The 21581-nt window shown below is 68.7% G+C and carries 23 protein-coding genes and 1 pseudogene; 8 read left to right on the top strand and 16 right to left on the bottom strand.

The features are described 5' to 3' along the window. Positions 1-116: pseudogene (locus QZ546_RS01770) on the bottom strand (electron transfer flavoprotein subunit beta/FixA family protein); the annotation flags it as partial. A 152-nt stretch (positions 117-268) separates the two neighbouring features. Further along, positions 269-1468, bottom strand: a complete 1200-nt coding sequence (sucC, locus tag QZ546_RS01765; protein WP_294233692.1) for an ADP-forming succinate--CoA ligase subunit beta — start codon at positions 1466-1468, stop codon at positions 269-271. Between the two features lie 177 nt (positions 1469-1645). On the opposite strand from sucC, the gene QZ546_RS01760 reads away from it, so the two are divergent. Both QZ546_RS01760 and QZ546_RS01755 read left to right on the top strand, forming a co-directional pair. Next, entirely contained in the window at positions 1646-2194 is a 549-nt protein-coding gene (locus QZ546_RS01760; protein ID WP_294233689.1) for a sterol desaturase family protein, read from the top strand. Between the two features lie 27 nt (positions 2195-2221). Further along, positions 2222-2554, top strand: a complete 333-nt coding sequence (locus tag QZ546_RS01755) for a pilus assembly protein PilZ (RefSeq protein ID WP_294233688.1) — start codon at positions 2222-2224, stop codon at positions 2552-2554. Between the two features lie 15 nt (positions 2555-2569). Here the strand turns inward: QZ546_RS01755 and QZ546_RS01750 are convergent, their stop codons facing one another. Both QZ546_RS01750 and QZ546_RS01745 read right to left on the bottom strand, forming a co-directional pair. Then, positions 2570-3022 carry a hypothetical protein gene (locus tag QZ546_RS01750; protein ID WP_294233685.1) on the bottom strand — a complete coding sequence of 151 codons (453 nt, stop codon included), beginning with the start codon at positions 3020-3022 and terminating at the stop codon, positions 2570-2572. A 66-nt stretch (positions 3023-3088) separates the two neighbouring features. Further along, positions 3089-4024 carry a ribose-phosphate pyrophosphokinase gene (locus QZ546_RS01745; RefSeq protein WP_294233682.1) on the bottom strand — a complete coding sequence of 312 codons (936 nt, stop codon included), beginning with the start codon at positions 4022-4024 and terminating at the stop codon, positions 3089-3091. Positions 4025-4121: 97 nt separating this feature from the next. Here QZ546_RS01745 and gltX point away from each other — a divergent pair, with 97 nt between their 5' ends. From gltX to QZ546_RS01725, 4 genes are all read left to right on the top strand, one after another. Further along, positions 4122-5447 carry a glutamate--tRNA ligase gene (gene gltX, locus QZ546_RS01740; RefSeq protein ID WP_294233679.1) on the top strand — a complete coding sequence of 442 codons (1326 nt, stop codon included), beginning with the start codon at positions 4122-4124 and terminating at the stop codon, positions 5445-5447. 87 nt (positions 5448-5534) lie between these two features. Then, a complete protein-coding gene (locus QZ546_RS01735) occupies positions 5535-6431 on the top strand; it encodes a tetratricopeptide repeat protein (RefSeq protein WP_294233739.1) in 897 nt (298 codons plus the stop codon). Positions 6432-6437: 6 nt separating this feature from the next. Further along, complete coding sequence (locus QZ546_RS01730; RefSeq protein WP_294233675.1) at positions 6438-7043, top strand: LON peptidase substrate-binding domain-containing protein; 606 nt, start codon at positions 6438-6440, stop codon at positions 7041-7043. Then, complete coding sequence (locus QZ546_RS01725; RefSeq protein ID WP_230483936.1) at positions 7040-7207, top strand: Trm112 family protein; 168 nt, start codon at positions 7040-7042, stop codon at positions 7205-7207. Before QZ546_RS01730 ends, QZ546_RS01725 begins: the two co-directional genes overlap by 4 nt. A 120-nt stretch (positions 7208-7327) precedes the next feature. On the opposite strand, the gene QZ546_RS01720 is transcribed toward QZ546_RS01725, so the two are convergent. Genes QZ546_RS01720 through QZ546_RS01710 form a run of 3 tightly spaced genes read right to left on the bottom strand, consistent with a single transcriptional unit; the run spans position 7328 to position 9521 of the window. Continuing rightward, on the bottom strand, positions 7328-7891 hold the full coding sequence (locus tag QZ546_RS01720; protein WP_294233668.1) for an MAPEG family protein: 564 nt from the start codon (positions 7889-7891) through the stop codon (positions 7328-7330). After that, positions 7875-8288, bottom strand: a complete 414-nt coding sequence (locus QZ546_RS01715; protein WP_294233664.1) for a VOC family protein — start codon at positions 8286-8288, stop codon at positions 7875-7877. The genes QZ546_RS01720 and QZ546_RS01715 overlap by 17 nt, the downstream gene beginning before the upstream one ends. A gap of 18 nt (positions 8289-8306) precedes the next feature. Further along, positions 8307-9521 (bottom strand): UbiH/UbiF/VisC/COQ6 family ubiquinone biosynthesis hydroxylase, encoded by a 1215-nt coding sequence (locus QZ546_RS01710; RefSeq protein ID WP_294233662.1) that lies wholly within the window; start codon positions 9519-9521, stop codon positions 8307-8309. 138 nt (positions 9522-9659) lie between these two features. Here QZ546_RS01710 and QZ546_RS01705 point away from each other — a divergent pair, with 138 nt between their 5' ends. After that, positions 9660-11975 carry a DNA translocase FtsK gene (locus tag QZ546_RS01705; protein WP_294233659.1) on the top strand — a complete coding sequence of 772 codons (2316 nt, stop codon included), beginning with the start codon at positions 9660-9662 and terminating at the stop codon, positions 11973-11975. Positions 11976-12139: 164 nt separating this feature from the next. On the opposite strand, the gene QZ546_RS01700 is transcribed toward QZ546_RS01705, so the two are convergent. The 7 genes from QZ546_RS01700 to QZ546_RS01670 all read right to left on the bottom strand — a co-directional run bounded on the left by QZ546_RS01700 (position 12140) and on the right by QZ546_RS01670 (position 17406). Next, positions 12140-12898 carry a hypothetical protein gene (locus tag QZ546_RS01700; protein WP_294233656.1) on the bottom strand — a complete coding sequence of 253 codons (759 nt, stop codon included), beginning with the start codon at positions 12896-12898 and terminating at the stop codon, positions 12140-12142. Positions 12899-12959: 61 nt separating this feature from the next. Then, complete coding sequence (locus QZ546_RS01695) at positions 12960-13565, bottom strand: response regulator (RefSeq protein WP_294233653.1); 606 nt, start codon at positions 13563-13565, stop codon at positions 12960-12962. Beyond that, entirely contained in the window at positions 13565-15142 is a 1578-nt protein-coding gene (locus QZ546_RS01690) for an MASE1 domain-containing protein (protein WP_294233649.1), read from the bottom strand. Before QZ546_RS01690 ends, QZ546_RS01695 begins: the two co-directional genes overlap by 1 nt. 135 nt (positions 15143-15277) lie before the next feature. After that, positions 15278-15901 carry a MarC family protein gene (locus QZ546_RS01685; protein ID WP_294233647.1) on the bottom strand — a complete coding sequence of 208 codons (624 nt, stop codon included), beginning with the start codon at positions 15899-15901 and terminating at the stop codon, positions 15278-15280. A 4-nt stretch (positions 15902-15905) separates the two neighbouring features. After that, positions 15906-16796 (bottom strand): bifunctional methylenetetrahydrofolate dehydrogenase/methenyltetrahydrofolate cyclohydrolase FolD, encoded by an 891-nt coding sequence (gene folD / locus QZ546_RS01680; RefSeq protein WP_294233644.1) that lies wholly within the window; start codon positions 16794-16796, stop codon positions 15906-15908. Further along, positions 16793-17095, bottom strand: a complete 303-nt coding sequence (locus QZ546_RS01675; RefSeq protein WP_294233641.1) for a DUF167 family protein — start codon at positions 17093-17095, stop codon at positions 16793-16795. Before QZ546_RS01675 ends, folD begins: the two co-directional genes overlap by 4 nt. Beyond that, positions 17095-17406: a YggT family protein gene (locus QZ546_RS01670; protein WP_294233639.1), complete on the bottom strand. Its 312-nt coding sequence runs from the start codon at positions 17404-17406 to the stop codon at positions 17095-17097. Before QZ546_RS01670 ends, QZ546_RS01675 begins: the two co-directional genes overlap by 1 nt. Positions 17407-17536: 130 nt before the next feature. On the opposite strand from QZ546_RS01670, the gene QZ546_RS01665 reads away from it, so the two are divergent. Next, positions 17537-19372: an AsmA family protein gene (locus QZ546_RS01665; RefSeq protein ID WP_294233636.1), complete on the top strand. Its 1836-nt coding sequence runs from the start codon at positions 17537-17539 to the stop codon at positions 19370-19372. Between the two features lie 153 nt (positions 19373-19525). On the opposite strand, the gene QZ546_RS01660 is transcribed toward QZ546_RS01665, so the two are convergent. Both QZ546_RS01660 and tsaD read right to left on the bottom strand, forming a co-directional pair. Further along, a complete protein-coding gene (locus tag QZ546_RS01660) occupies positions 19526-20503 on the bottom strand; it encodes an NAD(P)H-dependent glycerol-3-phosphate dehydrogenase (RefSeq protein ID WP_294233634.1) in 978 nt (325 codons plus the stop codon). Beyond that, positions 20500-21525, bottom strand: coding sequence for a tRNA (adenosine(37)-N6)-threonylcarbamoyltransferase complex transferase subunit TsaD (gene tsaD / locus QZ546_RS01655; RefSeq protein ID WP_294233631.1), 1026 nt, complete (start codon positions 21523-21525; stop codon positions 20500-20502). Before tsaD ends, QZ546_RS01660 begins: the two co-directional genes overlap by 4 nt. Between the last annotated feature and the right edge of the window lie 56 nt (positions 21526-21581).

Below are 21581 nucleotides of genomic sequence, written 5' to 3'. Positions count from 1 at the left end.
TCGAACGGGTTCATCGACATCTTCACGTTCGCCAGATCGACGCCCGTCCCGTCCGCCTTCACCCGCGGCTTCACATTGTAATCCAACACCCGCTTCACGGGCACGACGATCTTCATCGCGGTTCCTTCCCGGCTGGATAGCCTATCATGCCGCCGTCTTTGGCGGCGTTGCGATCGCATCGCAAGAGTTCAACCGGACCAACGAGAAAGGGGCCCGGACGTTTCCGCCCGAGCCCCTTCTATCGGTCCGTCAGGGCCGAAGGTGCGGTTTAGGCGACCTTCTGAACCTCGGCGACGATCTTCTTGGCGGCGTCGCCCAGATCGTTGGCGGGGACGATGGCGAGACCCGAATTGGCGAGGATTTCCTTGCCCTTCTCGACATTCGTGCCCTCGAGGCGGACGACCAGCGGAACCTGCAGGTTCACTTCCTTCGCCGCCGCGACGATGCCGTCGGCGATGATGTCGCAGCGCATGATGCCGCCGAAGATGTTGACCAGGATGCCCTTCACGGCGGGATCGCTCAGGATGATCTTGAACGCCGCGGTGACCTTCTCCTTGTTCGCGCCGCCGCCGACGTCGAGGAAGTTGGCCGGGAACATGCCGTTCAGCTTGATGATGTCCATCGTCGCCATGGCGAGGCCGGCGCCGTTGACCATGCAGCCGATGTCACCGTCGAGCTTGATGTAGGCCAGGTCGTACTTCGACGCCTCCAGCTCCATCGCGTCCTCTTCGGTGGTGTCGCGCAGTTCCATCAGGTCCTTGTGACGGAACATGGCGTTGCCGTCGAAGCCGACCTTGGCGTCGAGGACCATCAGCTTGCCGTCCTCGGTGACGGCGAGCGGATTGATCTCGATCTGCTCGGCATCGGTGCCCAGGAAGGCGGCGTACAGCTTCGACGCGACGTTCGCGGCCTGCTTGGCGAGGTCGCCGGTCAGATCCAGCGCGGCGGCGACGGCGCGGCCGTGATGCGGCATGAAGCCGGTCGCGGTGTCGATGTCGATCGAGTGGATCTTCTCGGGCGTGTCATGCGCCACGGTCTCGATGTCCATGCCGCCTTCGGTCGAAGCGACCATCGAGACACGGCCGGTCGCGCGGTTGACGAGCAGCGCGAGGTAGAATTCCTTGGCGATGTCGACGCCATCGGTCACGTACAGGCGGTTGACCTGCTTGCCCGCTTCGCCGGTCTGGATGGTGACCAGCGTGTTGCCCAGCATGTCGGTGGCGGCAGCGCGGACTTCCTCAGCGGTCTTGGCCAGGCGGACACCGCCCTTGGCGTCGGGGCCGAGTTCCTTGAACTTGCCCTTGCCGCGGCCGCCCGCATGGATCTGCGCCTTGACGACGTAGAGCGGTCCGGGGAGCTTGGACGACGCCTCGACGGCCTCCTCGACGGTCATCGCGGCGAAGCCGGCGGGGACGGGCACGCCGAACTTGGCGAGCAATTCCTTGGCCTGATATTCGTGGATGTTCATGCGCTAGCCTTCCGCCTCTCGGGTGGTTCTAGGGAAATTGGTTGCGGCTAAAGCACAGGCGGGCGGACAAATCCAGCCCGAAACACCTTTAATGCAAATGCATCGCAAATGCGATTTATCGCTCGTCGAGTCGTGCGATGACAGCGATGAAGGGAATCGCGAGCAAAATCATCGCATATGCGTTATGACGCCGTCATGCATTGGGCTTTCGGCATTCTCCTGTTCCTCGGCACCGTGATCTTCATGGAGGGATTCGCCTATGCGGCGCATCGCTGGATCATGCATGGGCCGGGCTGGTTCCTGCACGAAAGCCATCACCGCCCGCGCACCGGCAACTGGGAGCTGAACGACCTGTATGCGGCGATCTTCGCGGTGCCGTCCTTCGTGATGATCCTGGGCGGCGCGCAGCTGGGCTGGTGGAGCGGCTTTACCTGGATCGGCGCGGGGATCGCCGCATACGGCGCCATTTATTTTGGCTTTCATGATGTTATCGTCCATCGGCGCCTGCCGAGTCGGTACCTGCCCAAGTCGGATTACATGAAGCGGATCATCCAGGCGCACCGGCTGCACCATGTGGTCGAGACCAAGCATGGTACGGTCAGCTTCGGCTTCCTGGTCGCGCCCCGACCCGAAGCGCTGAAGGCCGAGTTGAAGCGTCGCGCGCATGCCGGGGTCCGTCGCCCGGCCGGCGTTCGGGAAGAGCAAGAGGCGTTGGAGGAAAAGTAACCTTCTCTGGGATACAGGGGGTGCGCTATGGATAAACCGGTCTTCACACCGCCATTCGAGCCGGTCGCCGGCCAGGACCTCCGCCGCTCGATGCGCCATGCGGTGCGGATGCGCGCGCATCTGCGCGACAAGGAGCAGACGCGCTTCGAGATCGACGTGGTCGACCTGTCGCCAGAGGGTTTCCGCGCCGAAACCAGCTTCACGCTATGGCCGGGCACGATCGTCTGGCTGACGGTGCCGGGCCTCGCCCCGCTGGAGGCGGTGATCGCGTGGCGCGACCGGTTCAAATATGGCTGCGCCTTCTCCAAGCCGCTGCATCCGGCCGTGTTCGAGCATATCGTCGGTTTGGGGAATCGCTGAGGGCCTTTCCCGCCCTCAAGGATTGCGTGGCGCGGATTGCGCTGGGCGCTCCTCGATCCACTGGGTATCCGGCTGCGGTGCCGCAGCGTCAGCGTCCCGTTCAACAGGCAGAGCCACGGGCGCACCCGCAAGGATGATCGGTACGACCGGCGGAGCCGGTAACGGCTTCGCATGCGCCTTGACCGCTTTGCCCCCTGTCTGCCGATGCGTTGCGGGCGGACGTTCCACCGCCATCGCAGCCGTAGCGCTCAACCCCAGGGCCATCGCCGCCAGCGCGGGGCGTAATACCGTGTAGCGAACACAGAGATCGCCCTTGTGCGACTCGACCAAGTGCCGCCGCGCCTCGTCCGTCATCGCCGTCAGATCGTGCACGACCTTGTCGCACAGCGTGCATTTGCCCGCCGACACGATGTCATCCAGATCGCCCGGATAGGGACAGGGGCTTTCGATCTTAGGAAACAGGGCCATGCGCACCGAACTCCTACGGCGGCCTGGCGAGTGGCGAAGGCCGTATCCGACCTTCGCCTGATAGCATCAATCGAACAGGCTCGACACGCTCGTTTCGTCCGCGATGCGCTTGATCGCCTCGCCAAGCAGCGGCGCGATCGGCAAGTGGCGGATTTTGCCCGTGGTGCCGATCGACTCGTGGTTGCCGATCGAGTCGGTGATGACCAGCTCGCGCAGTTCCGAGCCATCGACTCGCGCCACCGCACCGCCCGACAGCACGCCGTGGGTGACATAGGCGACCACGTCCTCGGCCCCCGCCTGGCGCAGCGCAGCGGCGGCGTTGCACAGCGTGCCCGCCGAGTCGACGATGTCGTCGATCAGGATGCAGAAGCGCCCCTCGACGTCGCCGATGATGTTCATCACCTCCGACTCGCCGGCGCGCTCGCGACGCTTGTCGACGATGGCGAGCGGCGCGTTGTTGAGGCGCTTGGCGAGCTGGCGCGCGCGGACCACGCCGCCCACGTCGGGCGAGACGACCATGAGGTTGTCGTTCTTGAAGCGCGCCAAGATGTCCGCCGACATGACCGGCGCGGCATAGAGATTGTCGGTCGGGATATCGAAGAAGCCCTGGATCTGACCGGCATGGAGGTCGACCGACAGGACGCGGTCGGCGCCCGCGACGGTGATCAGATTGGCGACCAGCTTGGCCGAGATCGGCGTGCGCGGTCCCGGCTTTCGGTCCTGACGCGCATAGCCGAAATAGGGGATGACGGCGGTGATGCGGCTGGCCGACGCACGCTTCAGCGCGTCGATCATGATCAGCAGTTCCATGAGGTTGTCGTTGACCGGATAGCCGGTCGACTGGATCACGAACACGTCCTCGCCGCGCACATTCTCCTGAATCTCGACGAAGATTTCCTCATCGGCGAAACGGCGCACCAGCGCTTCCGTCAGCGGCACCTCCAGATAGGAGGAGATCGCCTTCGCCAGCGGCAGGTTGGAATTGCCGGTCATCAATTTCATGGTCGTACCCGTCCCCGCAGACAGCTCGTGGTCGCGGCCCCTTTAATCGCGCTGTCACAATAGCGCAAAGGTGATTCCCCGATTATGGGCAGGCACCATGACCGTGACCCGTTTCGCTCCCTCGCCCACCGGGCGGCTGCATGTCGGCAATATCCGCACCGCGCTGCACAACTGGATGTATGCACAGAGCACCGGCGGGCGCTTCCTGCTGCGCATCGACGACACCGATGCCGAGCGGAGTGAGGAACGCTATGTCGCGGCGATCCAGGCGGATCTGGCCTGGCTGGGGCTGAACCCCGATGCCGAGGTGCGCCAGTCCGAGCGTTTTGCGCTGTACGAGGCGCGGTTCGCCGAGCTGGTCGCCGGGGGCCATGTGTACCCCGCCTATGAGAGTGCGCAGGAACTCGACCTGAAGCGCAAGATCCAGCTCGGGCGTGGCCTGCCGCCGGTCTATGACCGTGCGGCACTCGCCCTGACCGACGCGGATCGCGCCAAGCTGGAGGGTGAGGGTGTTCGCCCGCACTGGCGGTTCAAGCTCGACCACGGCGCGGCGATCGAATGGGACGATGCGGTGCGCGGGCCCCAGCGCTTCGATCCCGCGACGATGAGCGATCCGGTGATCCGCCGTGCCGACGGGACATGGCTCTACATGCTCCCCTCGGTCATCGACGATATCGACATGGGCGTGACCCAGGTGGTGCGTGGCGAGGATCATGTTTCCAACACCGCGCTCCAGATTCAGATGTTCCAGGCGCTGGGGGCCGAACTGCCGCGCTTCGCCCATGCCGCGCTCCTGACCGGCAATGAGGGCAAGCTGTCCAAGCGACTCGGCTCGCTGGGCGTCGATCACTTTCGCGAAATCGGCATCGAGCCGCAGGCGGTGCGGGCGCTCCTCGCGCGGATCGGGACCAGCGACCCGGTCGAGCCGGTCGCCGATATGGCCCCGCTGATCGCCGGGTTCGATTTCACGCGCTTCGGCCGTGCGCCTGCGCGCTTCGACGAGGGCGAGCTGGCGCAGTTGAACGCGCGTATCCTCCACCAGACGCCCTATGCGGCGGTCGCCGACCGGCTGCCGACCGGCATGGGCGAAGCGGAATGGGAGGCGGTGCGGCCCAACCTCAACACCGTCGCCGAGGCCGCCGACTGGTGGCAGGTGATCGAGGGGCCGGTCGAGGCGCCCGAACCCGCCGAGGAGGACCGCGCCTATCTGGCGGAGGCCGCCGAGGTCGCAGGCCAGATCGACTGGAGCAGCGACCCATGGCACGCACTGACCGCCGCGCTGAAGGAGGCGACGGGGCGCAAGGGCAAGACGCTCTTCCTGCCGCTACGTCTGGCGCTGACCGGCCGCGCACAGGGGCCGGACATGGCCGCGCTGCTGCCGCTGATCGGGCGCGACCGCACGATCGCGCGGCTGAACGGCTGATTTACGCCGCCACCTTTCATTCGCGCACCCCTTCGCCCACATAGGGCCGAGCAACACGTAAAGGAGCGTCTTTTGGCCACGTTGGGAATGTCGCCCGCCGACAAGGAAGCCGTCACCGCCTTCCGCCGCGATGTCGTCGAGCCGTCGATGACCAAGCTGGTCATCCTCGACTTCTGGGCGGAATGGTGCGGGCCGTGCAAGGCGCTGGGCCCGACGCTGGAGAAGGTGGCGGAGGCCTATGCCGACAAGGGCGTCGTGCTGGCCAAGATCGACACCGACAAGAACCAGTTCATCGCCAACCAATTCCAGATCCGCTCGATCCCGACCGTCTATGCGATGTTCCAGGGGCAGCTGGTCGCCGACCTGACCAGCGCGCGCACCGAAAGCGCGCTGCGCGCGACGCTGGACCAGCTGCTCAAGCAGTTGCCGATCCAGTCGGAGGCGACGGACGCGGCGGCCGAGCTGGAACCGCTGATCACGATGGGCGAGGAAGTGCTGGAGGCCGGTGACGCCGAGCGTGCGGTGTCGATCTTCCAGCAGCTGCTCGACATGGCACCCGAGCATCCGGCCGTGCTGTCGGGCCATATCCGCGCGCTGCTGGGTGCGGGTCGGATCGAGGAAGCGGAAGCCGCAACCGAGGCACTGCCCCAGGGCCTGGCCAACGACCCCGCCATCCACCGCGCGATCGCGGCCGTGACGCTGGCGCGGTCCGCTCCGCCTGCGGCGGACTATGCCGGTCTGGCGGCCGAGGTCGCGGCAAACCCCGACGATCACGAAAAGCGCTTCGCCCTGGCCAATGCGCAGATGGCAGCGGGCGACCGGGACGGGGCGGCGGACAATCTGCTCCACATCGTCGCGGCCGATCGCAGCTGGAACGAGGATGCCGCACGCCAGCAGCTGCTCAAGCTGTTCGAGGTCGTCGGCATGACCGATCCCTGGGTGTCGCAGCAGCGGCGGCGCCTGTCCGCCATCCTGTTCGGATAACGCCCCATGGCGCGGCTCTCGATCTTTCCGCTGGCGGGTGCGATCCTCTTTCCGGGGATGCCCTTGCCGCTGCACATCTTCGAGCCGCGCTACCGGGCGCTCGTCTCCGACGCGATGGCGCGCGATCGGCGGATCGGCATGGTCCAGCCCTCGGGCGAGGGCGATACGCCCAGCCTCTACCAGATGGGCTGTGTCGGCCGCATCGCCGAGGTCGAGGCGATGGAGGATGGCCGCTACAACCTGGTGCTCGAGGGCGTGTCGCTGTTCCGCATCGTCCGCGAGCTGGAGGTGACGACGCCCTTCCGCCAGGTCGAGGCGGAACTGCTGCCGGTGGTGGACGAGGATTTGTTGTCGCTGGGTCGCCGCGCCTCGTTGGAGCAGGAATCGCGCCGCTTCGCCGAGTTGCAGGGCTATGCCGTCGACTGGGACGCGGTCGGGCGGCTGGATGACGAAAGCCTGGTCAACGGCATCGCCCAGATCGCGCCCTTCGACGTAGCGGCGAAACAGGCGCTGCTGGAGGCGGCGGACCTGGAGCAGCGGGCGGAACTGATCATCCAGCTGATGCAATTTTTCGGTCGCCATGACGGCGAGGATCGGGTGACGCTGCAATGAGCCTGGACCCGTGGTTGTTGGAACGGCTGGTGTGCCCGGTCACGCGGACGCCGTTGCGCTACGACGAGGCTGCCCAGGAACTGGTGTCGGAGGCGGCGGGGCTGGCCTATCCGATCCGGGACGGCGTGCCGGTGATGCTGGTCGAGGAAGCGCGGGAAATCTGATTCCCACTCTGCCCCCAACCTCCGTTCGCACTGAGCGAAGTCGAAGTGCACGTTCCGCGCTCACCGCGAAGGTTTCCCGTGGCCTTCGACTTCGCTCAGGCGGAATGGAGGGTGGGTTAGTCAGATGAGTCTGCCGACCAACGCCACCAGCACGATGACCAGCGCCGCCACGCTCGAATAAAAGGTCAGCGCAAACCCGAACGCCCGTGCCGCCGCACCGCGCGCGTAACTTGTCCAGAACAGCGTCCGCCCCACCGAAAACAACGCCGCCAGCGCTGGGATTATCACCCCCGACCCCTCGACCACCCAGGCGAGCGCCAGATAGGCCGGGATCGCCAGCACCACCTGTTCCAGCGTATTGCGCAGCACCGCATTGCCAACCGCGACTCGCGGCGAATCGGGACTGCCGCTCGCCGCCCCGTCGATATCGGCGGGCGAGTCGAAGCGCAGGGCTGCGACATGGCCGATCGCCGCCGCCAGCCACAAAGCGGCGACCGTCGCCGCCGCCACGGCGCGCAGCACCCGGTCGGTCGCGGACAGGGGATGGCCCAGGCTCCAGCTGACCAGCAGGGTCAACAGCACGACCGCCAGCGCGGCGGCCATGCCACGGGCTACGCCGGTCTGGCGGCGGTCGCGGATCGGGTGGCGGACGGGTCGGGTGGGATGGTCAGGCCCAGGGATCATAGCTGCCGAAACTCCAGACATGGCCTTCCGGATCCCGCACGGCATAGCCGCGCCCGCCGTAAGGCTTGTCCTCGGGCTCGGCGATGATCGTCGCACCGGCGGCGCGTGCTTGGTCGGCATGGGCGTCGACATCGGCGACGACCAGATACAGGTCCATCGTCACGCCGCCCGCCTGGCTCGGGGTCTTCGATCCCGCGACGGCGGCATGGGGCGTGAACAACGCGCTCGACACCATCACCATGCGGTCCCGCCACACCAGTTGGGCATGATGGATGATGGCCGGATCGTCGGGATCGGCAAAGACCGCCTGCCGCGCGAAACCGAAGGCGGTGCAGAGAAATTCGATGACGCGCGGGGCATCCTCGTACCGGAGGCAGGGAATGATCTCGTGCCGCATCGAATCGCTCCTGATCGGTTACACCATCACGCCTTGCAACAGGCGGGGCAGCTGCCCGGTCTCGCCGCGCGCCTCGGCCATGAAGCGGTTCTTCAGCGGCGGGATATGGTCGATCGCGCTGATGCCCAGCCGCCGGATGGCGCTGGCGGTCTTGCCGGGCACGCTGAAGATGCGGTTGAAGCCGTCGGTCGCCACCGACACCATCAGCGTGTCGAGCCCGCGCCACTGCTGATAACGCTGGAGCAAGGCGGCATCGCCCAGGTCCATGCCGGTCCGCTTGCCCTCGACAAGCACCTCGACCAGTGCGGCAACGTCTCGGTAGCCCAGGTTCACACCCTGGCCCGCGATCGGGTGGATACCATGCGCCGAATCGCCGACCAGCACCAGCCGCTCAGCCGTCATCGTCGCGGCGCGGTGGAAGCCCAGCGGATAGGCGGAGCGCGGGCTTACATGGGACAGCGTGCCCAGGAATCCGCCCATGCTCTTCTCAGCCTCGGCCAGGAAGGCGCGGTCAGACAGTTTCAGCATGGCATCGCCGTCCCGCCCCGAGACCGACCAGACGATCGCCGAGCGGTGCCCGATCTCGTCATCGGGCAGCGGGAGGAGGGCGAAGGGGCCGCTGGGATAGAAGATCTCGAACGCGATATTCTCGTGCGGGACTTCGTGGTGGAAGGCGCTGATGATCGCCTTATGGTCGTAGGACCAGCGCGCGACCTTGATCCCGGCGGCGTCGCGCGTCGGCGACTGGCGGCCTTCCGCTGCGACCAGCAGCGGCGCGCGGACGGTGGAGCCGTCGCTCAAGGTCGCGGTGACGCCCGCAGGACCCCGCTCGACCGAAATCGCGCGCGTCTGCATCCTGAGGTCGATCAGTGCGGCCTCGTTCGCCGCTTCGTGGATCGCACGGCGGAGCAGCTTGTTCTCGAACATCGTGCCCAGCGCGCCGTCATCGGCGTCGGGGATGAAGTCGAGCTTGCCCGGCTCCAGCCCGTCGCTGACCCGGATATGCCGAATCTCGCAGCCCTTGCCCGCCAGCTTCGCGCCGATGCCGATCGCGTCGAGCATCCGCCAGCTGGCCGAGGCGACCGCCGAGGCGCGCCCGTCGAAGCCGGGGGCCAGGACCACCGCCGGATCGGCGGGATCGACGATGATCGAAGACAGGCCATGCGCGGCCAGACCGACACCCAGAGTCGCGCCGACCAGGCCGCCGCCGAGGATGATGACGTCGCTATTCATGCCCATGCTCCTAGACCTTCCCGGGCCGCCGAACAATGCGGGGATGGCCCCCGCGCCTTGACGTAGGAACCGCCAGAGGGGATGATATTTCCTGGGAATTTTCCCGGTTTTCTACGATATTCCTGAAGGACAAGACCCATGGCCAGCCGCGCGCAGCCGGTTTTATGGCGCGAGACGGTGAAGGCGGGCGCGGTGCGCAGCGGGGCGCTGGTCGCCGCGCTCGTCCTGTTCGCCGCAACGCTGATGCTGGTATTGGCGCTCGCCAGCTACCGGGCGAGCGATCCGGCGCTCAACACCGCCTCGGGCACGGCGCCGGCCAACTGGATGGGCCATCCCGGCGCCTGGATCGCCGATATCGCGCTGACCCTGTTCGGGCCCGCCGTCGCGCTGATCCTGCCGATCGGGCCGATCATCGGCACCCGGCTGTGGCGCGACCGCCCGGCCGGGCGCTGGGTGCGGATGCTGCGCCAGGCGGTGATCGGCGTCGCGATGATGGCCTGCGCGCTGTCCTTCGTATCCGACTCGGCGGTACTGGCGCTGCCCGCCGGTTGGGGCGGGGTGATCGGCCTGTCGGTCGTGAATTTCGTCCGCTGGGTACTGGGCTTTACCGGCCAGGCGGCGGTCGTCACCTGGGGCTCGGCGGCGATCGGGCTGGGCCTGGGCGTAGGCGGCGCGCTGATCTGGGGCCGCAGCCTGGAACTCGACATCGCCGAGCGCGGCCTGGCCCGCCTGCGCCGCCGCCGCGCCGATGCCGAGGATGGCGAGGCGCTGCCCTGGGACGACGAGGATGAGGCGCTGTATGTCGAAGACGAGGAGGATGAGGAGCCGCTGACCCTGGCGCGCAAGGCGGTGCCGGTGCGCGAGGAACGCCCCGCCCCCGTCATCGCCGACCGCCAGATCGCCCCCGCGCCCGCCCGGCCCAAGGCGGCGGCCGACCGCGACGCGCCGTACCAGCTGCCCAGCCTCGACCTGCTGACGCCTGCGCCGCCGACGCCCGCGGGCACGATCGACAAGGCGGGGCTGGAGCGCAATGCGCGCCTGCTGGAGAATGTACTCGACGATTTCCGCGTCCAGGGTGCGATCGTCGAGGTCCGCCCCGGCCCGGTCGTCACCATGTACGAACTGGAGCCTGCGCCCGGCATCAAGGCCAACCGCGTCATCGCGCTGGCCGACGATATCGCGCGCAACATGTCGGCGATCTCGGCGCGCGTCGCGGTGATTCCGGGGCGCAACGTCATCGGCATCGAACTGCCCAACGCCAAGCGCGAGATGGTGTCGCTGTACGAACTCGCCGCGTCGCAGAGCTTTGCCGACCAGGCCGCGCAGCTGCCGATCATCCTGGGCAAGAATATCGCGGGCGATCCCGTCGTCGCCGACCTGGCGCCCATGCCGCACCTGCTGGTCGCGGGGACCACCGGCTCGGGTAAGTCGGTCGGCCTCAACGGCATGATCCTGTCGCTGCTCTATCGCCTGACGCCCGAGCAGTGCCGGATGATCATGATCGACCCCAAGATGCTCGAACTGTCGATGTATGACGACATTCCGCACCTGTTGTCGCCGGTGGTCACCGATCCGGCCAAGGCGGTCCGCGCGCTGAAATGGGCGGTCGAGACGATGGAGGACCGGTACCGCCAGATGTCCTCGGTCGGCGTGCGCAGTCTCGCCAGCTTCAACGACAAGGTCCGCGCGGCCAAGGCCAAGGGCCAGCCGCTCGGCCGCAAGGTCCAGACGGGTTATCATCCCGAGACCGGCCAGCCGGTCTATGAGGAGGAAAAGCTCGAATACGAACCGCTGCCCCAGATCGTCGTGATCGTCGACGAGCTGGCCGACCTGATGATGACGGCGGGCAAGGAAGTCGAATTCCTGATCCAGCGGCTGGCGCAAAAGGCGCGTGCGGCGGGCATCCACCTGATCATGGCGACGCAGCGCCCGTCGGTCGACGTCATCACCGGCGTCATCAAGGCGAATTTGCCGACACGCATCAGCTTCCACGTCACCTCCAAGATCGACAGCCGCACCATCCTGGGCGAGCAGGGCGCCGAGCAGTTGCTGGGGCGCGGCGACATGCTTTACATGCCCGGCGGCAAGGGCATCGTGCGCGTCCATGGCCCCTTCGTCTCGGACGACGAGGTGCACCGGGTGGCCGATCACTGGCGGTCGCAGGGACAGCCCGATTATATCTCCTCCGTCACCGAGGAACCGGCGGAAAGCTTCGCGCTCGACGGTGCGCCCACGGGCGAGGATTCGGCCGAGGACCAACAATATCGCGCGGCGATCCAGCTGGTGTGCGAGAGTCAGAAGGCCTCCACCTCCTGGCTCCAGCGTCAGTTGCGCATCGGCTACAACTCGGCGGCGCGGCTGATCGAGCGGATGGAGACCGACGGCATCGTCGGGCGACCGGACCATGTCGGCCGGCGCGAGGTGCTGCGCGATACCGAAGGGCATCCGATCTAGGCGGACGGCGGAGCGTGCACTTCGACTTCGCTCAGTGCGAGCGGAGGTTGGGATATGCTCCCCTACTCCGCTCGGCCTGAGCGAAGTCGAAGGCCAAGGGACTCCGGCACCCCAATCGCACGGCGTCCATTTCGACTGTGCTCAGGCTGAACCACGCTTTGGGACTATCCCGCCACCGGCTTCAGCGTCGCCGAGTCGATATGCCAGCGCAGCTGGTCCGCGCTCGCACCCGGCACGTCGTTGACCCGCCGCACCACATATTGCCCGGCAAAGCGCTGCTGCCGCCCGTCGTTCAGCTGTGCGTCGACGGTTACGGGGATCGTCGCATAGATGGAGCCCGCCGCCCCTTCGCTGGGCGGCATCGGACCGATCGTCACGCGGGTCGCACGGGTGTCGGCAAAGCCCTTCTGAAAATCGGCGAATCGCTGGCCCGGGCGGCCGTCCGGTCCCCATTGCGTCCAGGCGGTGGCATAGTCGTGTGCGTTGATCGCCGAATAATAACGTCGCACCACGGCCGCCGCCGCCGCATCGCTTTTGGGATCGACCGCGCAGCCGGGCGTGCTCGCCGCCGCGTCGCCGATCAGCGCACAGCTCCGGGCGATCTCGTCCTCGATGATCGCGCAGCTATTGGCCGCGTTGCATGGCGGGTGGGTGGCGGGCGAGACCGAGGTGCAGGTCTTTACCAGCTTCTGCGCCGCCGCTTGGCCACGCTCGGTCGAGCAGGACAATATTCCTTCGGGAGCGGCCGAAACCCGCGGCTTGGACGGTGCGGACGCGGCCGTGTTCGTTTCGGCCATCGCCGTGCCGGAGTCGTTCGTCGACACCGACGTCGCGGACGAATCATTGCGCGACGTGCCCCCGCCCCCACAGGCGGCCAGCGGCAGGAACAGGATGCCAAGCGACAGGGCGCCAAGGGGCTTCACGGGCGATCTCCGACAGATGGGACGGCATCAACGCCGCTGGCCCGATTCAGGCTCCCGGCCGTCAGCGCGACAGGGCGATCAGCTGGGCCACGCTCTGCGTCCGGGTCTTGTGGAATACGGCGGCGCGGTGGTCCTCGATCGTCTTGGGCGACAGGCCGAGCAGCCCGGCCATCGCCTTGTTGCCATGACCCTGGACCATCAGGTCGAACACCTGGCGTTCGCGCGGCGACAGATCGCCCAGCCTTATGGCGGCGGCGCGCGCGGCGGTCGACCAGGCGATCCCCTCCCCCAGCGAGGCGCAGAGCCGATCCTCGTCGATCGGCTTGTCGAGATAGTCGATGCCGCCATGCCGTCGCACCGCATCGACGGCATCCGCCGCACTGGGCCAGGCGGTCATGAACAGGATCGCGACATGCCGGTCGAGCGCGCGCAGCCGTTCGGCAAAGCCGAACCCGTGCCAGTCGCCCATCATCACGTCGCTGACCACCGCATGGGCCGCCTCGCCCGGATAGGCGGCGAGGAGCGCGGCCGGATCGTCGAAGGCGCGGACGACGAAACCCCGCCGCCCCAGCATCCGCGCCACCGCCGCCGCCAGGTCGCTATCGTCGTCCAGGACATGGACGGTGCCGGGTGCGGCGGGTTCGGGAACGGGCAGGCGGTGGGGCATCAGCGGGACTCGATCAGGGGCAGCGACAGGGTGGCGTGGACCAGCGCATCCTCGCGCCGCTCGCGGGTCAGGACGCCGCCATGCGCCTCGACGATGGCGCGTGCGACATGGGTGCCGATGCCCATGCCGCCATCCTTCGGCCCCGCTCGGTCGCGGGGCGCGGGGTTGACGACACGGATCACGGCGCGGTCGCCGGATGCGGTGACGGAGAGCGACACGGTGGTTGGGCCGAGGCCCGAGTCTGGGGCGGCCTGCACCGCCTGGATCGCGTTGCGGACCAGGTTCATCACCGCCTGTGCCAGCTCCACCTCCTGCGCCATCACGGTCCAGCCGGGATCGACCGGCGCAACGGTCAGCGTCACCCCCGCCTCGCGCGCCTCGCCCCGCGCCAGCCCCGCGACCATCTCGACCAGCGTGGCGAGCGCCAGCGGCTGGGGCTCGTCCAACGCGTGACCGCCGAAGCGGCGCAACCGGCGGATCAGGGTGGCGAGATGCTCCGCCTTGCGGTCGATCAGCGCGGCGCCATCGGCAATGGCGTCGCCGCGCGGCGCGGTCAGCGCGCGCAGGTGCCGTGCCTCGATCGCCAGGGTGGAGAGCGGCTGGCTGATCTCATGGATGATCGCCACCGACATGGCGCGCAGCGTCTTCAGCCGCTCGGCCTGGAACAACAGCCGGTCGCGCCGCTCCAGCGAGGCGCGCGCGGCGGCTTGCGCATCGGCGAAGCTGCCCGCCAGATACCCCGCGACGACGATGGTCGCCAGCGCCAGATGCCGCTGCAGCCGCTCGGGCGTGTCCATCGCCCCGGCGGTGTCGGGCAGGACGAGCAGCACGACGATCAGCAGCGCGACCCAAGCCATGGTGCGGCCGAAGCGCAGTCCGATCCAGGCGACGGCGACCAGCACCGGCGCGGGCTGAATCCCCAGATCGGCCTCGCTCAATAATTGGGTCAGACCCAACCCGAGCGCCAGGACCAGCGCCGCCTCGACCAGTGCGGCCGGGCTGGGGCGTGGACGGTGCCAGCGGTCCCGCCCGGTCATCAGGTCGGCGATCCACAATAAGGGCGGCGCGACGAACAGCGCGCCCAGCAGGTCGCCGACCGTGAAGGCGGCCAGCGACAGGATCACGTCGTGGCGATTGGCGACACCGGTCAGCTCCGGACTGGTCAGCGCCTGCGGGACCGAGGCGAGGGCCGCCGCCAGCGGCGCGAGGACACAGGCCAGGCCGAACGGCATCGGCGCGGCGAACAGCCCGGCACGGCGCCGGGCGGCCAGCCAGCGGATCGCCGCCACCGTCGCGCCGTACGCCAGGACGGGACGGACGATCCCCCACAGCACGACCGGCCAGGGCGCGGCATCGAGCAGCGTGGGAAACTGGATCAGGTCGACCAGCACCTCGACCAGGGCAATCATCGGCGTCAGCCGCGCGCCCGACCGCCAGAGCAAGGCAAGCCGCAACCCGGCGGCGGGGAACCACAGCGAATAGAAGCCGCTGCCGCCCCACATCGCGGCCATGCGGTGCGCGACGGCAAAACCGACCGCATAGAGCAGCAAGGCCGCCCCGTCCCGCCGGGTCGGCAAGCCCCTCCGCCAGGCCGAAACGCGGCCGAAGCCCGGGGGAAGCGCGGAGATCATCGCCCGCTGTCCTAGCCGTGTCGGAACGCGACGGCATCCGGGATTTTCCCGGATGGACGGGATCGCTTCGGCGGCGTGGGATCAGCGCAGGCTGACCGTCACGCCGTCGATCACGAACTGCACCGCCAGCGCGGCGAGCAGCACGCCCAGCACGCGGGTGATCACCGCCTCGATTTTCGCGCCCAGCAGCCGCATCAGCGGCCCCGCCGCCAGCAACGCCGCCAGGGTCAGCGCCAGGATCGTCACCATCGCCGCCAGCACCACGATCGAGGCCTGGAGCCCCGAATTGCGGCTCATCAACAGCATGACGGTCGCGATCGAGCCGGGCCCCGCGATCATTGGCATCGCCATGGGGAAGATCGAGACGTCCTCCGCCTCGTGCGGATCGTCGGCGACCTTGGCCGCGCGGTCCTCGCGCCGCTGGGTGCGCTTCTCGAACACCATCTCCAGCGCGATCAGGAACAGCATGATGCCGCCCGCGATGCGGAACGCCGCCATCTCGATGCCCAGGCCGTGCAGCAACGCCTCGCCGAACAGCGCGAAGACGAACAGGATGACCGAGGCGACCATGACCGCGCGGATCGCCATCGCCCGGCGATGCTGCGGCGTCGCGCCCGCCGAGAGGCCCGCATAGATCGGCGCGCAGCCCGGCGGGTCGATCACTACGAAGAAGGTGATCAGCGAGGAGATATAGAGTTCGAGCACCGCCTTACAGCGCCGTCTGGTCGATCGCGACGCCCTCGCGCCGCCCCGCCGAGACGAGCGTGTTGCGCAGCAGGACCGCGATCGTCATCGGCCCGACGCCGCCCGGCACCGGCGTGATCGCACCCGCACGCGTCGCCGCCGCGTCATATTCGACATCGCCGACCAGGCCGGTCTCGGTGCGGTTGATGCCGACGTCGATGACGCTGGCGCCCGGCTTGATCCACTCGCCCTTGACCAGGCCGGGCACGCCCACCGCCGCGACGACGATATCGGCGCGGCCGACCACCTCGGCCAGGTTGCGGGTGCGGCTGTGCGCCACGGTCACGGTGCAGCTCTCGCCGAGCAGCAGCTGCGCCATCGGCTTGCCGACGATGTTGGAGCGGCCGACGACGACGGCGTCCATGCCCGACAGGCTGGGGTGGATGCTCTTCAGCAGCATCAGGCAGCCGAGCGGGGTGCAGGGCACGAAGCCCTCGCTGCCCGTCGCGAGCCGTCCGGCGTTGACGGGGTGGAAGCCGTCGACATCCTTGTCCGGGTCGATCGCCTGGATCACCGCCTGCGCGTCGATCTGGCCCGGCAGCGGCAGCTGGACGAGGATGCCGTCGACGGTCGGATCGGCGTTGAGCTGCTCGACGAGTGCCAGCAGCGTTGCCTGGTCGGTATCGGCGGGCAGGCGATGCTCGATGCTCTCCATGCCCGCCTCGCGCGTCGCCTTGCCCTTGGAGCGGACATAGACGCTGGAGGCGGGGTCCTCGCCGACCAGTACGACCGCCAGGCCCGGCGCGCGGCCTGCCTGTTCGCGGAAGGTCGCAACCTGGGTGGCGATGCGGGTGCGGAGGCCGGCGGCGAACGCCTTGCCGTCGATGATCGTGGCGCTGAAGGTCTTTGGGGTCATGGTGCACCGCCATAAAGCGCCTGCGCGATGCGCGCCAGTATGTGCGGGTCGCCGGCGATATGCAGGCGCTTCAATCGTGCGGTTTCGCCCGCAACGATCGTCACAGCCCGCTTGGGCACGCCGAAATGCTTCGCGACTAGCGGCAACAGCGCCGCATTGGCCGCGCCGTCGACGGGCGGGGCGGACAGGCGCGCGGCAAAGTGGTCCTCCGTCCCGGCGGTCAGCGCATCGCGGCCGCCGCGCGGCGTGACCCGGACCGCGATCCGGATCCCGTCATCGCAGGGACCCCAGGCGGGCATCAGCCGGCGACGACCGCGCCCCCGTACACGGCATTGGCGATCGCGGTGTCGAGGACCTTGTCCAGGATGATGACGGCCAGCAGCACGACCATGGGCGACAGGTCGAGCGCGCCGAAATCGGGCAGGATGCGCCGGATCGGGCGATAGAGCGGATCGGTCATCTTCTGCAGCGCATACCAGACCGAACGGATGAAATCGTTCGACGTGTTGATGACGTTGAAGGCGATCAGCCAGGACAGGATCGCCTGCACGATGATGATCCACCAGACGACATCGAGAAGGATTTTGAGGATCTGAAGGATGAGGATCAACGCCGGACGCTCCTGATGGCCATGGCCCACTATCTAGGGCGCGGCGGCCCCCGGGGCAATAATCGTGCGCGGCGGTCCTGACGCAGGCGGAACGATAGCCAGGGTCGCGCGTCGCCCATTCATGATACAGGTGAAGGGATGGCCGCGCCGGGCGCGCATCGTGGCGGGGCTTCTGATCGGGCTGCCGTTGCTGCTCGTGCTGGTTCTGGCGGTCTTTCCCTGGGGCGTGCTGCGCGGCGCGGTGGTGCGCGAGGCGACCGAGCGGTTCGGGCGGCCGGTGACGATCGGGTCGGTCCACCGGGTCGACGGCATCGGCTTCCACCCGACCATCGCGGTCGAGGGCCTGCGCATTCCCCAGGCCGATTGGGCGGGCAGCGGTGATTTCGCCCGCATCGCACGCGCGGACATCCGCTTCTCGGTCTGGCCGCTGCTGCGCGGCACCTTCGTGCCCGAGGACATCCGCGTCTCCGGCCTGCGCCTGGCCATGGTCCGTGACAAGCAGGGCCGCACCAACTGGTCGCGCCCCGGCGCACCCGAGCAGGGCGGCAGTTCGACCGATCTCCAGGGCCTGACCGTGACCGACGGCGTCGTCAGCTACCGCGACGCCAAGGAGGATCGCGAGGCGGTGATGCGCGTCGCCGCCGACCCGGATCGCGGCGTGCGGGCCGAGGGCGAGGGCAGGATACGCGGCGCGCCCGTCCGCATCGCCTTTACGGGCGCTACCGTGAAGCCCGGCCCTTGGCCCTTCACGGCGACGATCACGGGCGACCGGCTGACCATGAAGGCGGTCGGCATGATGGACCGGCCGCTCGACACCGATGCGATGACGCTGGACCTGAGCGCCCAGGCCGACGACCTGAAGCGGATCGACGCGGTGATCGAGGCCGGGCTGTTCCAGACGCGCCCCGTCGACCTGACCGCGCATGTCCGCCACGATCCGACCCGCTGGACGATCACCGACCTGAAGGGGCGCATCGGCCGCTCCGATCTGGCCGGGCGGCTGACCGTCGACAAGAAGGACGGGCGCACCCTGCTGGACGGTGATGTGACCGCGCGCCAGCTCGATTTCGATGACCTGTCCTCGGCGCAGGGCCGCGCCGAGGCTGCCGCGCTCGAACGGCGGATAGGATCCCGCTTGGTGCCCAACACCCGGATCGACATCGGCAAGATCGACACGACCGATGGCACGATCCGCTTCCGGGTCGGACAGGTGGTGAGCGCGCAAGGGCCCTCGACCATCACCGGCCTGTCGGGGCGGATGACGATGGATCATCAGCGGCTGACCATCGGCAACATCCGGCTGGCCCTGCGCGAAGGGGCGGTCACGGGGCAGGCGGTAATCGACCAGCGCGGCGGCGCGAAAGTGCCGACCCTGTCGCTCGACCTGCGGCTGGGCGGGGCGAGCGTGCTGTCGCTGTCGGGCGAGACGCGGATCACCGGCCGGGTGGCGGCGCGGGCCAGGCTGATCGGCACCGGCGAGACGGTGCGCGCGGCCGTCGGGCGGTCGAACGGGCGCATCGGGCTGGTCGTTGCCAATGGGACGCTGCCCGATCGCTATGCGGTGGCGCTGGGCTTCGATGCGGGCGCGGCCTTCATGGGCGATAGCGGCCGGGCGACTTTGCGCTGCCTGGTGGTGGGCGTGGCCATGCGCGGCGGCACGGGCCGTGCCGATCCGCTGATCCTCGATACCTCGCGCAGTCGGCTGGACGGGACGGGGACCGTGAGTTTTCCCGACGAAAGGCTGGCGCTGCGGCTGACCGGCGCGCCGAAACAGGGCGCGACGCTGCGGCTGGACGGTGCGGCGACGGTCGGGGGGACGCTGGAGAAGCCCGATTTGGTCATCCCGAAACAGGTGAAGTCGGTCGGCAATATCTTCAAATCGATCGGCCGGGCGATCACCGGCGACACCGGGCCCCGGGCGCAGAATGCGGCCTGCGGGGCGCTGGCGCGACAGGTGTTGCGGTAATCCCGGCGCCCCTCCCCACCCTCCGTTCAGCCTGAGCGAAGTCGAAGGCCACGCTGTCACGGCTGCCAAGAGGGCATCTTTGCAGCCGGATCCCCTTGGCCTTCGACTTCGCTCAGGCTGAAAGGGGGAAAGGTCGCGGAACGGGGGGAGGGGTTAGTGTCCTTCCGCCTTGAGCGGCCGCGCCAGCAAGGCCCCGATCACCTCGCCCACCGCCGCACCATCCAGCAAGCGGCACACCGCCTCGCACACCGGCATATCGACCCCCGCCTCGGCCGCCGCCTGGCGCAGCACCGGCGCGGTGAACGCCCCCTCGGCCACCGTCCGCCGATCAGCCAGCAATTCCGCCGCCGACCGCCCCTGCCCCAGCCCGACGCCCAGCGAGAAATTGCGCGACGCGGTCGAGGAACAGGTCAGTACCAGATCGCCCAGCCCCGACAGACCCGCCAGCGTCTCCGCCCGGCCGCCGCGTGCGAGGCCGAAGCGCGTCATCTCCGCAAAGCCGCGCGCGATCAGCGCCGCACGTGCATTCTGGCCCAGCCCCGCGCCCTCGACCACGCCGCAACCGATGGCGAGCACGTTCTTGATCGCGCCGCCAATCTCCGCGCCCGTGACGTCGTCGGTGGCATAGGGCCGGAAATGCGGCGCGGCGATCCGCGCGGACAGGCTCTTGCGCAAGCCCGCATCCTCGCAGGCCAGCGTCACCGCCGTCGGCAGCCCCGCCGCCACCTCATGCGCGAAGGTCGGGCCCGACAGCACCGCGATCGGCGCGTCCGGATGGATCGCGCGCGCGACTTCGCCGACCAGCCGCCGCGTCCCCGCCTCGATCCCCTTGGAGCACAGGACCAGCGGCTTGGTCCCCACCGGCATCGTCGCCAGCACCGCACCCACCGCTTGCGCAGGCGTCACGACCAGCAGCGCATCCATCTCGGCCATCGCCGCCGGATCGCTCACCGCCTCGATGGCGGGCGACAGCGCGATGTTCGGCAGATAGAGGGGGTTGGCATGGGTAGTGTTGATCGCCTCGGCCACCGCCGGGTCGCGCGCCCAGATTCGCACCGGCCGGTCGCCATAGGCCGCCACCTGCGCCAGCGCGGTGCCCCAGGCGCCCGCACCGATCACCCCGATCCTCATGCCTTCACCCCCGCGCCGCGCACGGCCTCCGCCGCCGGGTCGAGCGGCCAGCGCGCCCGCGCTGGCGTATCGAGCGGATCGGTCAGCCCCTCGCGGAACCGCTCGATGCCCGCCCAGGCGATCATCGCGGCATTGTCCGTGCACAGCCACAGCGGCGGCGCGACGAAGCGCAGGCCGTGCTCGGCGGCGAGCGCCTCCAGCGCGCCCCGGATCACGCCATTAGCCGCGACACCGCCCGCGACGACCAAAGCCGTCACCGGCGGCACCTCCGCCAGCGCACGGCGGGTGCGGTCGAGCAGACAGTCGACCACCGCCTGCTGGAAGGAGGCGGCAATGTCCTCGGACCGGTGATGGCCGACCGCGCGCGCCACCGCCGACTTCAGGCCCGCGAAGGAGAAATGCGGCTCGGCCGCGCCCTTCAGCGGGCGGGGCAGTGGCACCGCATAAGGATCGCCGTCCCGCGCCGCCGCCTCGACGCGCGGCCCGCCGGGATAGCCCAGGCCGAGCAGCTTGGCGGTCTTGTCGAACGCCTCGCCCGCCGCATCGTCGATCGTCGTCGCCATCCGGCGATAGCGCCCGACCCCCTCGACCAGCAGCAGCTGGCAATGCCCGCCGGAGACCAGCAGCAGCAGATAGGGATAGGCCAGCTCGCGATCCGACAGACGCGGCGACAGGGCATGGCCTTCCAGATGGTTGACCGCGATCAGCGGCTTGCCCGCCGCATGGGCGAGCGCCTTGCCGGTGACGAGCCCGACCATCACCCCGCCGATCAGCCCGGGCCCCGCCGTCGCGGCGATGGCGTCGACATCGGCCAGCGTCACGCCCGCATCGGCAAAGGCGGCGGCGACCAGCGGCTCCATCGCCTCGACATGCGCGCGCGCGGCGATTTCGGGGACGACGCCGCCGAATGGCGCGTGCGCCGCCTCTTGCCCCAGCAGACGATGCGCCAGCACGCGGCCGTCATCGGTGACGAGCGCGGCGGCCGTCTCGTCGCACGAGGATTCCAGTCCCAGGATCAGCATGGCCCACCCCATAGTCCTTCGCAGGACGGTTGTCGAAGGGGTGCCATTTACGGCAA

The sequence above is a fragment of the uncultured Sphingomonas sp. genome (assembly GCF_913062585.1).
Classification (GTDB): Bacteria; Pseudomonadota; Alphaproteobacteria; order Sphingomonadales; family Sphingomonadaceae; genus Sphingomonas.
This window is presented reverse-complemented; position numbering and strand designations above follow the sequence as displayed.

Coding starts and splice junctions, on each gene's coding strand:
- sucC (WP_294233692.1), bottom strand. CDS start 1,468: ATGAACATCCACGAATATCAGGCCAAGGAATTGCTCGCCAAGTTCGGC.
- QZ546_RS01760 (WP_294233689.1), top strand. CDS start 1,646: ATGCGTTATGACGCCGTCATGCATTGGGCTTTCGGCATTCTCCTGTTC.
- QZ546_RS01755 (WP_294233688.1), top strand. CDS start 2,222: ATGGATAAACCGGTCTTCACACCGCCATTCGAGCCGGTCGCCGGCCAG.
- QZ546_RS01750 (WP_294233685.1), bottom strand. CDS start 3,022: ATGGCCCTGTTTCCTAAGATCGAAAGCCCCTGTCCCTATCCGGGCGAT.
- QZ546_RS01745 (WP_294233682.1), bottom strand. CDS start 4,024: ATGAAATTGATGACCGGCAATTCCAACCTGCCGCTGGCGAAGGCGATC.
- gltX (WP_294233679.1), top strand. CDS start 4,122: ATGACCGTGACCCGTTTCGCTCCCTCGCCCACCGGGCGGCTGCATGTC.
- QZ546_RS01735 (WP_294233739.1), top strand. CDS start 5,535: ATGTCGCCCGCCGACAAGGAAGCCGTCACCGCCTTCCGCCGCGATGTC.
- QZ546_RS01730 (WP_294233675.1), top strand. CDS start 6,438: ATGGCGCGGCTCTCGATCTTTCCGCTGGCGGGTGCGATCCTCTTTCCG.
- QZ546_RS01725 (WP_230483936.1), top strand. CDS start 7,040: ATGAGCCTGGACCCGTGGTTGTTGGAACGGCTGGTGTGCCCGGTCACG.
- QZ546_RS01720 (WP_294233668.1), bottom strand. CDS start 7,891: ATGATCCCTGGGCCTGACCATCCCACCCGACCCGTCCGCCACCCGATC.
- QZ546_RS01715 (WP_294233664.1), bottom strand. CDS start 8,288: ATGCGGCACGAGATCATTCCCTGCCTCCGGTACGAGGATGCCCCGCGC.
- QZ546_RS01710 (WP_294233662.1), bottom strand. CDS start 9,521: ATGAATAGCGACGTCATCATCCTCGGCGGCGGCCTGGTCGGCGCGACT.
- QZ546_RS01705 (WP_294233659.1), top strand. CDS start 9,660: ATGGCCAGCCGCGCGCAGCCGGTTTTATGGCGCGAGACGGTGAAGGCG.
- QZ546_RS01695 (WP_294233653.1), bottom strand. CDS start 13,565: ATGCCCCACCGCCTGCCCGTTCCCGAACCCGCCGCACCCGGCACCGTC.
- folD (WP_294233644.1), bottom strand. CDS start 16,796: ATGACCCCAAAGACCTTCAGCGCCACGATCATCGACGGCAAGGCGTTC.
- QZ546_RS01675 (WP_294233641.1), bottom strand. CDS start 17,095: ATGCCCGCCTGGGGTCCCTGCGATGACGGGATCCGGATCGCGGTCCGG.
- QZ546_RS01660 (WP_294233634.1), bottom strand. CDS start 20,503: ATGAGGATCGGGGTGATCGGTGCGGGCGCCTGGGGCACCGCGCTGGCG.
- tsaD (WP_294233631.1), bottom strand. CDS start 21,525: ATGCTGATCCTGGGACTGGAATCCTCGTGCGACGAGACGGCCGCCGCG.